We start from the raw sequence: 15,779 nt of genomic DNA, 5'->3' as shown, positions 1-15,779 counted from the left end.
GAGTGTGACCATGGGGGCATACATGAAAAGCATCTGCCTGCTGATGGGTCTTGCTGCCTGTATATTGCTTACTGGCTGTGAGAAACCGCCTGTTCTAATAGGATTTTCCGGCCCCCTCACAGGATCCTATGCGGATCTGGGGGTTCATGGCCGCAACGGTGCCCAGCTTGCCCTGGAGGAAATCAATGCCCAGGGCGGCATTGCAGGCCGCAGGCTGGAGATGATCAGCCGGGACGACAAAGGAACTGCGAAAGGGGCCATTCAGGCGGACAGGGAACTGATAGAAGCCAAGGTTGTGGCCATCATCGGACACATGACCAGCTCCCAGACCCTTGCGGCCATGCCCCTCATTGAAGAAGCCGAAATGGTGCTGTTCAGCCCCACCACCTCCACACCGGAGCTCAGCGGCATAAAAGATTTCTTTTTCCGCATACAGCCCACAACAGATACGGCGGCAACGGCCCTTGCCCGCTATGCTGCCCAGAACATGGATTTAAAACGCATCGCATCCGTATCGGACATGAACAACAGGGCCTTTGCCCAGCCCTTCCACGATGCATTTTCAGAGGAATTTACCACCCATGGAAAAAGCATTGTGCTGGAAAAAACCATTTCTTCCCCTGAAAGGCCCGACTGGGATGCCCTTGCTGACGAGCTGGCCGAAGCAGCACCGGACGCCCTTCTTGTGGTGCTTTCCGCAAGGGATGCCGCCGCCCTGACCCAGGCCATGCATGCACGTCAGGCGGTACTGCCCCTGCTCAGTGCCAACTGGGCCATGACCGAAGAGCTTCTCACCGCAGGGGGCAGAACCGTGGAAACCATGATATTTTCCGGTCATGCCTTCAGTGATAAACCCACACCAAAATATGAAAAATTTCTTGAAAATTATCACAAACGTTACGGGCACTGGCCTTCCTTTGCCGCAGATTATGCCTATGATACCATGGGCATTCTGGGAAAAGCCCTCCAGAAAACAGGCGGCCGGAAAAAGGGCCTGCCAGAGGCCCTTCTGGAAACCCGGAACTACCCCGGTCTGCGCTGGCCCATTTCCATTGATGCCTATGGTGACGTGGTCAGCTCCATATTTATTACAGAAGTAAAGGACGGACAGTTCCGTATTCTCCGTACCATCCTTATGGAACCCAAGCCATGACAGCCGCCTCCATCAGCACCCTGCTCCGCCGTTATCTGGCCCTCCGGCTTCTTCTGCCTGTGGTTTTTCTGGTGCTGACCCTTTCCGCCCTGCTGGGCTGGCAACGCTGGCAGGATATTCAGAGAGAACAGCATCTCCAGACCCTTGCCCTCTCGGAGTATGTGGCCACCTACCTCAGCTTTTCCAGAGAAATTATCAACCTGATGGCTGAATCTTCAGACCTGAGGGGTTTTCCAGAGGTGATCCCTCAGTTTATCAAACATTCCAACGCCTTTGAAAGAATTCTTCTGCTCTCGGATCAGGGAGAGGTCATGGCCACCATCCCACCCATGGGTTCCCTGAAAGACTACTCAAGACTCATGCCCGCAAACCACAGAAACAGGGACAAGCAGGATGTTTATATTTCCTCCCCCTATCAGGCTCCCCTGAGCAGCAAAATCACAGCCAGCCTCTTCAGCTATCCCGTGAACCATAAGGTTGTGGCCGGAGAGCTGAATCTGCGCAGCCTGCAGAATTTTATTGCAGGCCTCGGTCAGACCGGAGACAGTGCATTTTTCTTTATCACAGACCGCTATGGCAACCTTGTGGCCCACCCGGATCAGAAAATGGTGGAAGAGCAAACCAATCTGGGCAAGCTTCAGCCTGTACAGGAGGGGCTGGGGGGAGAGGCCATATTTCTTGGAATCCACAGAACCAATGGTGTCCACCATCTTTTCAGCTCAGCACCGGTTCTTGGCGGAGACTGGGTGGTTTTTACGGCATGGAATGCCAGAGAAAAATTTTTCTCCGTATTTACCACCATGGGCGTCCTGACGGTGCTGCTTCTCCTCCTCCTTTCCACAACGGTATGGCTGCTGCAACACAACTTGAACAAAGAAATCTCCCTTCCCCTTGCCACCTTTGCAGAGGCCATGGACAGCCTTGAAAGGGGAGAAGAAAAAAATATCCGGTATCTGGCCAATCTTAAAAAAACACCTTTTCAGGAATTTCAGATCCTCAGGCAGGGCTTTATTGATATGGCAGAAGCCATTGCCCAGCGGGAAAAGGCCCTGCGCAGCAGTGAAAGCAGGTTCCGAAACCTTGCCGATGCACTGCCGGAAAGTGTTTTTGAAACGGATTTATCCTATAATTTTCAATACATGAACCAGAAAACCCTTGAGCAGTTCGGCTATACCAAGGAAGAAGAGGCTGCCGGTCTCAGCCTCATGGATTTTTCCATTGGGGATGAACACAATCTGATTTTTGATTACCTCTGGAAAACCATCGGTCAGGAAATCATCGCTCCCCTCTCTTTCACGGCCCTGCGCAAAAACGGGCAGACCTTTAGTGCGCAGCTCCATATATCCACCATTTTCAACAATGAAAAACCGGTGGGTATCCGGGGCTTCATTATTGATGTAACCAGAGTCAGGGAAGAACAGGCCCAGCGCCTTGAAATGGAGCGGCGTCTGCTGCACTCCCAGAAACTGGAGAGCCTCGGTGTCATGGCCGGAGGCATTGCCCATGACTTCAACAACATCCTTGCGGCCATACAGGGCAATCTGGAACTGGCCCTGCTGGATACTCCCGTTTCTTCCCCTGCCCATGACAGCCTCGGCAAGGCCGGTACCGCTGTGGCCCGGGCTACGGATCTCACCCGACAGATGCTTGCCTATTCCGGCAAAGGACAGTTTCTGGTCCAGCGCATCGGCCTCAACCGCTTCATTGAAGAAAACATGACCATGCTTCAGGCTGTCATGCCCAAAACCATTACCATGGAAACCCGCCTTGCCCCGGAATTACCTGAAATCATGGCGGACCCCGGACAACTTCAGCAGGTGGTGATCAACCTCATCACCAATGCATCGGAAGCCATGGAAGAACAGCCCGGCACCCTGTCCATCCATACGGGTGTCCGTTTCTGCGATCAGGATTTTCTCAGAAACAGCCGGGGACTCAAAAAGCCAGCTCCCGGCAATTTCATTTTTCTTATGGTTAAGGATACGGGCTGCGGCATGAATAAAGAAAGTCTGGATCGTCTCTTTGAACCCTTTTACACGACAAAATTCACGGGGCGGGGTTTAGGCCTTTCTGCGGTGCTGGGTATCATGCAGGGGCATAAGGGAGCCATCATGGTAGATAGCAGGCCAGATAAGGGAACATCTTTTCAGGTTTTCTTCCCGGCACTTCAAGAAACAGATTTGTTAAAAGGGGCAGAAGCCAGTAAGTCAGCAGAAATTCAAAGCGAACGGCAGGAAAATGGAAATAAGGGCATGGTTCTTGTTGTGGATGACGAAGAAATGCTCAGAAAATTATACGCCGATGCACTGGAAATGATGGGCTACACCCCCCTTGCGGCCCGTGACGGTCAGGAAGCCATGGAACTTTTCCATCGATACAGCCAGCATATTCTGTGCGTCATCCTTGACCTGACCATGCCCAGAATGGATGGCAAGGCCACCCTTGGGGCCATGCGCTGCATCCGGCCGGATATGAAAATTATCCTCTGCAGTGGTTACAATGAACAGGAAACCATAGGCAGCTTTACGGAAAATTCTCCGTCCCGCTTCCTTAAAAAACCCTTTTCCATGGCTGCCCTGCAGTTTACCATGGAAGAGCTTCTCAGTCAGGGCGAATAAAATACCCGGAATTACTCAGCCTTTGCTTCTGCCCGCAAGCATTCCTCCGGTAACAATCAGCACCCCACCGATCAGGGTCATGGGGTGAAGAACCTCCCCCCAAAAAATGGTTCCAAGGATGCTGGCAAAAAAAACCGTTGTGTAGGTAAAGGGGCCTATCCGGGCGGACGGTGCCATGCCATAACCACGGGTGAGACAAAGTTGTGCCACAAAACCCACGGCACCAAGACAAAAAAAGAGTCCTGCCAGCGAAAGATCCGGGGTTTGCCATGAAGAAAAAGCGGCAGGTGCGGAAAACAGGGTGGCAAGAATGGTAAACCATGCCACCACACGAAAAGGTGGCTCCGTTGAACCCATCTTCCTGACCGAAGCCATGGCAATGGAGGCAAAAAATGCCGATACCAGTGCCACCAGCGCAGCGGGATGGATTTCATGGAAACCGGGACGGAGAATCAGAAGAATTCCCAGAAAACCCGTCAGGCCCCCTGCCCCGTGCACCCAGCCCAGCGGCTCCTTCAGCCATACACGGGCCACCACAGGGGTTAAAAGGGGACTGGTATAAGACAGAAGAACCGCCTCACCCAGAGGAAGCACGCTCAAGGCATAAAAATAGGCATACATGGCCGCAAGACCGCTGCCACAGCGAAGCAGGTGAAGGGAAAAATGGCTGGTCTTCAGTCCCGTAAGGGAACCCGACCCCAGAAAAAGCTGGGGAAGAATAAAGAGACAGGTGGCCGCATTCCTGAAAAAAACCACCATGGCATTGGGCAGATCAGCGGACACAGCCTTGACAATGGCCCCCATCAGGGCAAGAAAAAAACCCGCAAGGGTCAGAAAAAGCGCCCCGCCCGCCACGGCTCCGGCAGGGGAACGTAAAAAAGCCTGCAGCTCATTGATTCTCATCCAAACTCCGCCAAAAACCCGAAAGCCGATATCCCAAAAGGGATCATCGGCTTTGGATATTATTGTACAAAAAAGGCCCGAAACGCCACGATATTTCAGACACAGACACCTCAAGTCAGGAAAAGATACCCTGCCTGTTTGCAAGTGACATTCCAGTCGTTTTAAAAAACTCTGGGTAATTATTCCGAACTGCCAATGCTGTAGTTGCAGCAGCTTCGTACTGTTGCAAGGCTCCGTGGCTATTGGCAAGTGACATTGCAATCGTTTCGGATTCCGGCACTCAAGCCATAAACCCAGAGCCTGCGATGAAAAAAATGGTTTTTTGCAAGCTTGAGTGCCGGAGTGCTAATAAGAAGCGGCAAACTGTCTGAGCCGCCACAAAGGCAGCGTGCTTAAGCCTGCCATGGTAATCAAAAAGCTTATCCTGCCTGTGGCGGGGAGTTTTTGCCGCTTCCGCACAGGGCAAGAAGCTCCCGAATCCGGCACTCAAGATCCATAGGCATTTTTGCTCCCGTAAAGGGCTTGAGCTTTTCAGCTTGAGTGCCGGATTGCGTCACGGGCAAATAGCCTGGGGCCTGTGCATCTGTCTGGTAGCTATGGTACCTGGAAAGCTGTGCTGAACAGTTACAACTCTGGTGAAAATTACCTTATCAGATCGTTTCCGTGCTGCGGGCCGGATTCTGCTGTATGGCCGCAAGGCGGTTCAGACCATTGACAAAGGCTCTGGCACTGGCCGTGACGATATCCAGATCCGCACCCCTTCCCAGCGCCACGGTTTCCCCTTCCCTGATCCGCACCGTCACCTCACCCTGGGCATCCGTTCCCCCGGTAATGGCGGAAACCGTAAAACGCAAAAGTTCCGGACAGACCCCCGTCAACTGCATGATGGCATTGAAAACCGCATCAATGGGACCGTTACCGCTGGTGAATACAGGGCCCAGAAGCACCCCTTCCCGCCGGATGGTTACCCCTGCCATGGGATGGAAGGTGTTACCGCAGGAAATCTGAACATCCCCCACCTCAAAGATGTCATTGGCCCTGAGTACACTTTCCGTGACCAGCGCCTCCAGATCCTCGTCCTGAATGTTCTTTTTCTTATCCGCCAGTGCTTTAAAGCGGGTAAAGATCACATTGACCTCGTCGGGCTCCAGGGTATACCCCATGGCTTCCAGACGGGCACGGATGGCAGCCCTGCCGGAATGCTTGCCCAGAACCAGATTGTTCTTGGCAAGGCCCACGGTTTCCGGCTGCATGATCTCATAGGTCATGGGATTTTTCAAAACCCCGTCCTGATGAATGCCGGACTCATGGGCAAAGGCATTGGCCCCCACAATAGCCTTGTTGGGCTGCACGATCATGCCCGTAATCTCCCGGACCGTACGGCTTACGGGATAAATCTTTGTGGTATCAATGCCCGTTTCCAGACCAAATACATTTTTGCGGGTATTGATGGCCATGACCACTTCTTCCAGCGCCGTGTTCCCGGCACGTTCACCAATACCGTTGATGGTCACTTCCGCCTGACGGGCTCCGGCCATGAGGGCTGCCAGGGTGTTGGCCGTGGCAAGGCCAAGGTCGTTGTGACAATGCACGGACAGCACCACATTATCAATGCCCGGCGTGTTGGCCAGCACATAACGGATGAGGGCCGCATATTCTTCCGGCACGGCATAGCCCACCGTGTCCGGCAGGTTCAGGGTGGTGGCCCCTGCTTCAATCACGGCGGCAAAAACCCTGCAGAGAAAATCCTTATCCGAACGGGAACCGTCCTCTGCGGAAAACTCCACATTGTCCGTAAAGGTTTTGGCATAGCGCACCGCTTCGGCGGCCTTGGCCACCACCGTATCCGGGTCCATCTGGAGCTTGTACTTCATGTGCAGATCTGAGGTGGCAAGGAAGGTATGGATGCGGGGGTGTCTGGCCTCTTTGATGGCATTCCATGCCTTGTCAATATCTGCCTTGGAAGCCCGACAGAGGGCGGCCACCTGCACCCGCTCCACGGAAGCTGCAATGCGGCGCACCGCATCAAAATCGCCCTCACTGGCCGCAGGAAAACCCGCCTCAATCACATCCACGCCCAGCTCTTCCAGACGCCTTGCGATGCGGATTTTTTCCTGGGTGTTCATACTGGCACCGGGCGACTGTTCGCCATCCCGCAGGGTGGTATCAAAAATAATTACGCGATTATTCATCGGGATTTCCTTTCAGGATCCTAAAGAAACGGACAGATTCATCTGGCCATCATTTTTTTATCTTAAAAAAAATTCAAACAAACACATCCCGATATTTTTTAAGCATGGGCCGCAGGACAGGGGCTTGTGCCTTGCCTGCGGCGTATACACTCCATGGAATCAAAGTCATTGATCCTTTCCCGTTTTTTTAAACAGAATGCCCGTCAGCCTAAATCTCGGAAGACCCCAGCTTGTAGTGGAAGCTGTCCGCAAGGGCCTGCCAGCTGGCTTCAATAATATCTTCGGAAACGCCGATGGTGCTCCATATGGTATCCGGATCTCTGGACTCAATGAGTACCCGCACCTTGGACCCCGTCCCCCCTGCCCCGTCCAGCACACGAACCTTGTAATCCACAAGCTGCATGTGGGCCATGTCTCTGGGGTAAAAGCATTCCAGTGCCTTGCGCAGGGCATTGTCCAGAGCAGATACAGGTCCGTCTCCGGATGCGGCACTCATCTCCTCGCCAAAGGGTGTGTCAATGTGCACAATCGCATGGGAGCTGCAGTGCCTGTCCTTGTCCTTTTCCACCGTAACACGGAAATTTTTCAACTGGAAACGGGGCTTGAAGCGGCCGGCCATGCGTTCCACCAGCAGCCGGAAGGACCCTTCTGCCGCCTCAAACTGATACCCTTCCTGCTCAAGGCGCTTGATTTCGGACACCACTTCCCTGGAGTCCACACCCTCCAGATCAATGCCCATTTCCTTTGCCTTGTAGGTCACGTTGCTTTTGCCGGAGTAATCACTCATGATTACCCGCCGCTCGTTCCCCACCAGCTCCGGCGTCATATGCTCATAGCCCCTTGGCTCCTTGAGAACCGCAGACACATGGGCGCCTCCCTTGTGGGCAAAGGCACTTTTTCCCACAAAGGGACGGCTGTTTAAGGGCGGCACATTGGCTGTCTCACTGACAAAACGTGAGAGACTTTTAATGCGGGCCAGACGCTCCTGCCCCATGCAGTCGATGTTCATCTTCAGCTGCATTACGGGGATAATGGATGTGAGATCCGCATTACCGCAGCGCTCTCCGTATCCGTTGATGGTCCCCTGTACCATGACAGCACCACTGCGCACGGCGGTAATGCTGTTGGCAACGGCAAGGTTTGAGTCATTGTGGGCATGGATGCCCAGCTTCAGAGGACGCTGATCACCAAAGGGACGATCCGCAAACCAGCCCTTCACATCCTCCATGATGGCTTCAATCTCGTGGGGAAGGGTGCCGCCGTTGGTATCGCAAAGCGTCAGGACCTCAGCCCCGCCTTCCCATGCGGCAGCCAGAGTTTCAAGGGCATAATCCCGGTTATCCTTGTAGCCGTCGAAAAAATGCTCTGCATCGTAAATCACTTCCCGGCCCAGAGAAACAAACCAGGCCACGGACTCACGGATCATGCGCAGATTCTCTTCCAGGGTGTTCTCCATGATACGCTCGATATGGAGATCCCAGGTTTTCCCAAAAAGGGTAACCACCGGTGCTTCGCTTGCGGCCAGCGCCTTGAGAAGAGGATCATCGCCCGGCTTCATGCCCGGCCTGCAGGTGGAACCGAAGGCAGCAAGCTTTGCATTCTTAAAGGTAATGGATCTGGCAGCTTCAAAAAAAGCCGTATCTTTGGGGTTGGCTCCGGGCCATCCGCCTTCGATATAATGAAAACCCATATCATCAAGGCGCAGGGCAATTTTCATCTTGTCTTCAGCGGAAAAATTGATGTGTTCTCCCTGGGCGCCATCCCTGAGGGTGGTGTCGTAGAGCAGCATGGATGTCATGGTAACCGCCTTTATGGTCATAACCCGGCCTCTGGCCGGGGAAAGGGTCTTTTTCACGGGAAACCTTATCCTCAAAGAAAGGCCCCTTACCGGAAAAATCTATAAAAAAGATCTTTCCGGCTGCCTGGATTGGCCAAAACCCAGTCCGGCCAATCCAGAAAACCGGAACAATTACTGTTAAGAGACAGCCTTAAAAAAGAGGATACAAAATAATCAGTGGGTATGATCAAGGATCTCAATATCCGAACCCAGCTTATTTTCTACGGCTGCCTTCATGTTTTCAAAATGGGGACAGGCAAAATCAATGGGATTTCCCTTTGATATGCAGGAAGCAAAGGCAATAACCCCGGCACCCTTATCCACCATCATTTTTGCCCGCATCACAGCCTTTTTTCCCGGACATCCGCCGCAGGAGACAAAACCCACCACGTCCACGGGGCCTGTTTTTTCAAAGGCAAGGCTACCCTGCCCTGCCACCTTGAAATCCATTGCTCCGGCACAGATATCCTCGGTCTGCTGACAACGGATAATACCTGCTTTTTTCATACAAGGCCTCCTTTCACATCATTTCTTGCACCCATTTCACACAAAGGCTTAAAAGACCTGCCCTCTTTGTTAAGGAAGAACAGGTCTTTTTTTAAAATCCACGCGACTGGCCGCCGGGATAAAAATACATCCCTCACCCCTGAAGAACATCTTCTGCCCTTCAGGGATAAATTCAAAAAATTAGTAACTGTTCAGCACGGTTTTCCAAGTACCATACCTGCGAGACAGATGCACAGGCCCCTGGCTATTTGCCCGTGACGCAATCTTATTCGGGAGCTTCTTGTCCTGTGCGGAAGCGGCAAAAACTCCCCGCCACAGGCAGGATAAGCTTTTTGATTACCATAGCAGGCCTTGGTACGCTGCCTTTGTGGCGGCTCAGACAGTTTGCCGCTTCTTTCGCACAGGCCTGCAAAGCTCTGATCCGAAACGATTGCAATGTCACTTGCAAATAGCCACGGAGCCTTGCAACAGTATGAAGCTGCTGCAACTACAGCATTGGCAGTTCGGAATAAACGGTGCTGAATAATTACAAAAATTAATGCATTTCCCTGACCAGCGCAATGCTTCCCGTACGGGCAATTTCCTTGATACCCATGGGCTGCAGCATGTTGAGAAGGGCAGACAGCTTGTCTTCGTCTGCGGCCACTTCAAGGGTATAGTGATCCGGACCGGAGTCCACAATCTTGCACCTGAAAATATCCACGATGCGCAGCACTTCCGCCCGGCTTTCGGCACGGGCATGGACCTTGATCAGGGCCAGTTCACGCAGCACATGACGCTGTTCCGTAAAATCCAATACCTTAATTACATTGATGAGCTTGTTCAGCTGCTTTTTAATCTGCTCGACAATGTGCTTGTCCCCCCGGGTAATCATGGTGATGCGGGAAATACCCGGTTCCATGGTTTCCGCCACGGAAAGGGATTCGATATTGTAGCCCCTGCCGGAAAACAGCCCTGTAATGCGGGAAAGCACACCGGGTTCGTTGTCCACCAGAATGGAAAGAATACTTTTGTCTCCGTTCATTTTGCCTCCGTATCAGACCAAGAGCATGTTGGTGATGGGGGCTCCGGCAGGAACCATGGGATACACACATTCTTCACGGGAAACCATGAACTCCATGATTACAGGGCCGGGGGTCTCAAGACCTTTTTTCAGTACGGATTCAACCTCATCGGGCTTTTCCGTTCTGAAACCCGAAGCACCGTAAGCCTCGGCAAGTTTTACAAAATCAGGGGCATGGGTCATGTCCGTCTGGGAGTAATTCTTTTTATAGAACAGCTCCTGCCACTGACGTACCATACCCAGATACTGATTGTTCAGGATGACAATTTTCACGGGCAGCTTGTTCTGAACCGCCGTGGCCATTTCCTGAATATTCATCTGAATGGAGCCGTCCCCTGCCACATCCACCACCACCTTATCCGGGAAAGCCATCTGGGCACCAATGGCCGCAGGGAATCCATAACCCATGGTACCGAGGCCACCGGAGGTCAGCCACTGATTGGGTTTGGAGAAATGATAATACTGGGCCGCCCACATCTGGTTCTGCCCCACTTCCGTGCTGATGATGGCATCGCCTTTGGTCAGCTCAAAAAGCTTTTCAATGACATACTGGGGCTTGATGGTGGCACAATCCTTCTGGTTGTAGCCAAGGGGATTGGTGTCCTTCCATTTTTTAATCTGGCCCAGCCACTCCGTGCGCTCCGGCCCGATCACAGCCGGATCTTCGGCATCCAGAAGCTGGTTCAGGGCCTCAAGGGTCAGGCGGCAGTCACCCACCACAGGCACATCCACGGTGACATTCTTATGGATGGAGGTGGGATCAATGTCCACATGGACAATGGTGGCTTTTCTGGCAAACTCATCGGTCTTGCCCGTCACCCTGTCATCAAAACGGACCCCGATGGCAAGGATGAGATCCGCATCGGAAATGGCCATATTGGCCCGGTAGGTACCGTGCATGCCCAGCATCCCCAGCCAGAGTTTTGCATCCGTACCGGGATAACTTCCCAGCCCCATGAGGGAGCCGGTTACGGGGATATTGGTTCTCTGGGCCAGTTTTGTCAGGGCCTCGGCGCCCTTGGAAAGCACCACCCCGCCGCCCGTGAAGATAATGGGCTTTTTGGCTTCCTTGATCAGGTTCACCACCTTGGCAAGCTGCTTGGTGTTGGGGTGGTAGGTGGGGTTGTAGGATTCCATCTGAACAGCCTGAATGGCCTGATACACCGTACGGCTGTTGGTCACATCCTTGGGAATATCAATGAGAACCGGTCCGGGACGTCCGGAGCGGGCAATGTAAAAGGCTTCCTTGATGATGCGCTCCAGCCTGGTGATATCCTTCACCAGATAGTTGTGCTTGGTGCAGGGCCTTGTAATGCCCACAATATCCACTTCCTGGAAAGCATCGTTACCGATGAGACTGGTGGGAACCTGACCGGTAATCACCACCATGGGAATGGAATCCATGTAGGCCGTGGCAATGCCCGTTACCGTGTTGGTGGCTCCGGGACCGGAGGTTACCATGCAGACACCGACCTTACCGGAAGCCCTGGCATAACCATCTGCCGCATGAACGGCACCCTGCTCATGGCGAACCAGAATATGATTGATATCATATTGTACCAGTGCATCATAAAAATCGATGACAGCGCCGCCGGGATAGCCGAAAACCGTATCCACGCCCTCGTCCTTGAGCGACTGCCAGAGAATTTGTGCGCCTGTCAACTCCATAGGGATCATCCTTCGTTTTGGGTAAAAAAAGTGATGTAATAAAAAACGTAACTGTTCAGCACAGTTTTCCAAGTACCATACCTGCAAGGCAGATGCACAGACCCCGGGCTATTTGCCCGTGACGCAATCCGGCACTCAAGCTGAAAAGCTCAAGCCCTTTACGGGAGCAAAAGTGCTTCAAGGATCTTGAGTGCCGGACAAAGCTCTGATCCGAAACGATTGCAATGTCACTTGCAAATAGCCACGGAGCCTTGCAACAGTACGAACCTGTTACAATTACAGCATTAGCAATTCAGATTAAACTGTTCTGAATAATTACAAAAAAACAAACTACCCATCCAGCACGGCACCCCTGCTTGCGGAAGATACCCTCTGGCTGTAACGGGCCATATACCCCTTAGTAATTTTCGCTGCTGGCGGCGTCCATGAGGCTTTCCGCTTTTCCAGCACCGCATCCTCCACCTTCAGGGCAATACTTTTTTCCCTGATATTAATGGAAATGATATCTCCTTCCTCCACAAAGGCAATGGGACCACCGCTGCTGGCCTCGGGAGATACATGGCCAATGGCTGCACCACGGGTTCCGCCGGAAAAACGGCCATCCGTGATCAGTGCCACATCCCCGTCCAGCCCCATGCCTGCGATGGTGGAAGTGGGAGTGAGCATTTCCCGCATGCCCGGACCACCCTTGGGGCCTTCATAGCGGATCACCACCACATCCCCTTTGCGGATTTCCCCGGCCATAATGGCAGCGGAAGCAGCCTCCTCGGAGTTATAAACCCGTGCAGGGCCTTCATGGACCATCATTTCATCCCGAACCGCAGACTGCTTTACCACACAGCCTTCGGGTGCCAGATTGCCGAAGAGAACGGCAAGGCCACCCTGCTCATGGTAGGGATTGCTGAGGGGCCGTATCACATCCGCATCCAGCACCCGGCTTGCGGCAATATTCTCGCTAACGCTTTTACCTGTCACCGTCATGCAGTCTCCGTGAATCCGGCCCGCATCGGCCAGCACCTTCATCACTGCGGATATGCCACCTGCCCGGTTGAGATCTTCAATGTGATCCTTGCCACCGGGGCTCAAGGAACAGAGGTGGGGCGTTTTGGCGCTGACCTCATTGATCATGGACAGGTCAATCTTCACTCCGGCCTCACCGGCAATGGCCGGCAGATGCAGCACGGTATTGGTGGAACATCCTAAGGCCATATCCACGGCCAGGGCATTCTCAAAGGCCTTTTCCGTCATGATGCTGCGGGGGGTGATACCTGCCCCAAGGAGCTCCATCACCTTCATGCCCGCATACTTGGCCATGCGCTGGCGCTCCGCCATAACCGCAGGTACGGTGCCGTTACCGGGAAGCCCCATGCCGATGACTTCCGTCAGGCAGTTCATGGAATTGGCCGTGAACATGCCGGAACAGGAACCGCAGGTCGGGCAGGCGGCATCCTCAATCAGCCCAAGCTCCCTTTCATCCATGGTGCCCCTCTTGACGGCACCCACAGCCTCAAATACGGAAATGAGGTCCACCTTCTGGCCCGGCTTTTCTGGGTGCTTACCCGCCAGCATGGGACCACCGCTGATGACCACCGTAGGCAGATCAAGGCGGGCCGCAGCCATGAGCATGCCCGGAACAATCTTATCGCAGTTGGGAACCATGACCAGACCGTCAAAGGCATGGGCCGTAGCCATGACTTCAATGGTATCGGCGATCAGTTCCCGGCTTCCGAGGGAGTAATGCATGCCCGTATGGTTCATGGCAATACCGTCGCAGACACCAATCACACCAAAGGTGACGGGAAGCCCCCCTGCCATATAAATACCGGCCTTGACAGCTTCCACGATCTTATCAAGGTGCACATGCCCCGGTATGATGTCATTGGCTGCATTGGCAATACCGATGATCGGCCGTCGGATTTCCTCATCCGTATACCCCATGGCCTTGAAAAGGGACCTGTGGGGAGCCCTTTCTATGCCGTCTTTTACTTGCCCGCTGCGCATGGACACTCCTTTCATACATGTAAAAAACAAAAAACCGCTACCAGCTGCCAGGCTGATAACGGTTCTGAATCTTCCGTTCGGCGGTTATAATGCCATTACCAAGCCCGGCCCTCAAGCGGTGGCGCCACCACCACGAGAACGATAAGAAGGAGAATAAGGCTGGTAAGTACAAAATTAAACATATCTGTCTTTCCTTAAAAATCTTTATTTGAAACTGTCCTTTAACAGCGCAAACCCCTGCTGTCAACACCCTTTTCCATCAAAAATCCGAGTCCTTGGTACTTTTTTTCTGTACTTGAAAGCCAATGAGGCCTATAAAGCCCCCTGTCTGAAACAATGGAAACCGCCATGCAGGATGGGCATCTTTATTCATCCTGCCATTTCACTTTCTACTGAATCATCAAAGAAGTCCAAAAGAGGGGAGCATCATGGGGGGCGTGTTCGGAGTGGCCCGGAAAACGGATTGCGTAGGGGATCTTTTCTACGGAACGGATTATCTGTCCCATCTCGGTACAAAACGCGGCGGCATGGCCGTTGCCGGACCTGCGGGCTTTACCCGCAAAATCCACAGTCTGGAATCCACCTATTTCCGTACCCAGTTTGAACCGGATCTGGGCCTTTTTTCCGGCAATATGGGCATTGGGGTCATCAGCGACACGGATGCCCAGCCCATGGTTTTCTCATCCCATCTGGGCCGTTTTGCCCTAGTGACCGCAGGTAAAATTGCCAACATTGAAGCCCTGACCAAAGAAGCCCACCAGAGGCGCTATGCCTTCAGCGAATCCTCCGCAGGCGATGTCAATCCCACTGAAATCATAGCCATGCTCATTAGTGCGGAAGAATCCTTTGAGGCGGGTATCCTTGCCGTACAGGAAAAGGTAAAAGGCTCCTGCACCTTTATCATTCTGACGGAAAAAGGCCTCTACGGATGCAGGGATCTTCTGGGAAGAACCCCTCTGATTCTGGGAGAAAAGGAGGGAAGTTTTGTTTTCTCATCGGAATCCAGTGCCTTCGTCAACCTTGGTTATGAGCCGCTCATGGATCTGGGACCCGGAGAAGCGGTCTTCATCAATCCCATGGGCTGGGAAACACGCATTCCGGCCAGGGATAAGATGCAGATCTGCTCCTTTCTCTGGGTCTATTACGGCTACCCTTCTTCCAATTATGAAGGGATTAATGTGGAAGCCTTCCGCTACCGCTGTGGTGCGGCCATGGGCGCAAAAGATACTGTACCCGCAGACTTTGCCGCAGGCATTCCGGATTCCGGTATCGGCCATGCAGTAGGCTATGCCAATGCAAGGGGAATTCCCTATCAGCGGCCCATCGTCAAGTACACCCCCACCTGGCCACGAAGCTTCATGCCACAGAATCAGAAAACCAGAGCGCTGGTTGCAAGGATGAAGCTGATTCCCAACCGCAGCCTCATTGAGGGAAAATCCATGGTACTGATGGATGACTCCATTGTGAGGGGTACCCAGCTTTCGGACAATGCACGGGTTCTCCGCAACTACGGCGCTGAAAATGTACACATGCGCGTTGCCTGCCCCACACTGATTTTCCCCTGTGAATTCATAAATTTTTCCACATCAAGATCCTCCCTTGAACTCATTGGCCGCAAAGCCATTCTGGATCTTGAGGGCAATGAAACGGGCAACATCCACCGCTATGCCGATGCCTTTGACCCCAAAAATGCGGAAATGGTGGCATGGATACAAAAACGCATGGAACTGACATCCCTTAAGTTTCAGACCCTTGAAGACCTTGTTACGGCCATTGGCCTTCCAAAGGAAAAGCTCTGCACCCACTGCTGGGATGGCTCCAGCTACGGTCACTGACC

The 15,779-nt window shown here is 53.1% G+C and carries 10 protein-coding genes; 3 read left to right on the top strand and 7 right to left on the bottom strand.

Going from position 1 to position 15,779, the window contains the following annotated elements:
• Nucleotides 1-10 precede the first annotated feature (10 nt).
• Together LZ24_RS08205 and LZ24_RS08200 are read left to right on the top strand one after the other, a co-directional pair.
• Nucleotides 11-1,153: an ABC transporter substrate-binding protein gene (locus tag LZ24_RS08205; protein WP_144684421.1), complete on the top strand. Its 1,143-nt coding sequence runs from the start codon at nucleotides 11-13 to the stop codon at nucleotides 1,151-1,153.
• Entirely contained in the window at nucleotides 1,150-3,771 is a 2,622-nt protein-coding gene (locus LZ24_RS08200) for a hybrid sensor histidine kinase/response regulator (protein WP_144684419.1), read from the top strand. The genes LZ24_RS08205 and LZ24_RS08200 overlap by 4 nt, the downstream gene beginning before the upstream one ends.
• A gap of 15 nt (nucleotides 3,772-3,786) precedes the next feature.
• Here LZ24_RS08200 and LZ24_RS08195 read toward each other — a convergent pair whose 3' ends face one another.
• The 7 genes from LZ24_RS08195 to ilvD all read right to left on the bottom strand — a co-directional run bounded on the left by LZ24_RS08195 (nucleotide 3,787) and on the right by ilvD (nucleotide 13,942).
• Complete coding sequence (locus LZ24_RS08195; RefSeq protein WP_144684417.1) at nucleotides 3,787-4,674, bottom strand: DMT family transporter; 888 nt, start codon at nucleotides 4,672-4,674, stop codon at nucleotides 3,787-3,789.
• Nucleotides 4,675-5,324: 650 nt separating this feature from the next.
• Nucleotides 5,325-6,866, bottom strand: a complete 1,542-nt coding sequence (locus tag LZ24_RS08190; protein ID WP_144684415.1) for a 2-isopropylmalate synthase — start codon at nucleotides 6,864-6,866, stop codon at nucleotides 5,325-5,327.
• A gap of 208 nt (nucleotides 6,867-7,074) precedes the next feature.
• Entirely contained in the window at nucleotides 7,075-8,721 is a 1,647-nt protein-coding gene (cimA, locus tag LZ24_RS08185; protein WP_342779276.1) for a citramalate synthase, read from the bottom strand.
• A gap of 156 nt (nucleotides 8,722-8,877) precedes the next feature.
• Nucleotides 8,878-9,210, bottom strand: coding sequence for a CGGC domain-containing protein (locus LZ24_RS08180; protein WP_144684413.1), 333 nt, complete (start codon nucleotides 9,208-9,210; stop codon nucleotides 8,878-8,880).
• A 535-nt stretch (nucleotides 9,211-9,745) separates the two neighbouring features.
• The gene (gene ilvN / locus LZ24_RS08175; protein WP_144684411.1) at nucleotides 9,746-10,234 is read right to left on the bottom strand and encodes an acetolactate synthase small subunit; all 489 of its coding nucleotides are present in this window, start codon (nucleotides 10,232-10,234) and stop codon (nucleotides 9,746-9,748) included.
• A 12-nt stretch (nucleotides 10,235-10,246) separates the two neighbouring features.
• A complete protein-coding gene (gene ilvB, locus LZ24_RS08170) occupies nucleotides 10,247-11,941 on the bottom strand; it encodes a biosynthetic-type acetolactate synthase large subunit (RefSeq protein ID WP_144684410.1) in 1,695 nt (564 codons plus the stop codon).
• Nucleotides 11,942-12,271: 330 nt separating this feature from the next.
• The gene (gene ilvD / locus LZ24_RS08165) at nucleotides 12,272-13,942 is read right to left on the bottom strand and encodes a dihydroxy-acid dehydratase (protein WP_144684408.1); all 1,671 of its coding nucleotides are present in this window, start codon (nucleotides 13,940-13,942) and stop codon (nucleotides 12,272-12,274) included.
• A 428-nt stretch (nucleotides 13,943-14,370) separates the two neighbouring features.
• On the opposite strand from ilvD, the gene LZ24_RS08160 reads away from it, so the two are divergent.
• Nucleotides 14,371-15,777: an amidophosphoribosyltransferase gene (locus LZ24_RS08160; RefSeq protein ID WP_144684406.1), complete on the top strand. Its 1,407-nt coding sequence runs from the start codon at nucleotides 14,371-14,373 to the stop codon at nucleotides 15,775-15,777.
• Nucleotides 15,778-15,779: the final 2 nt, after the last annotated feature.

Source organism: Desulfobotulus alkaliphilus (assembly GCF_007830435.1).
Classification (GTDB): Bacteria; Desulfobacterota; Desulfobacteria; order Desulfobacterales; family ASO4-4; genus Desulfobotulus; species Desulfobotulus alkaliphilus.
The sequence above is the reverse complement of the archived record's forward strand: the minus strand, read 5'-3'. Positions and strand labels throughout refer to the sequence as shown.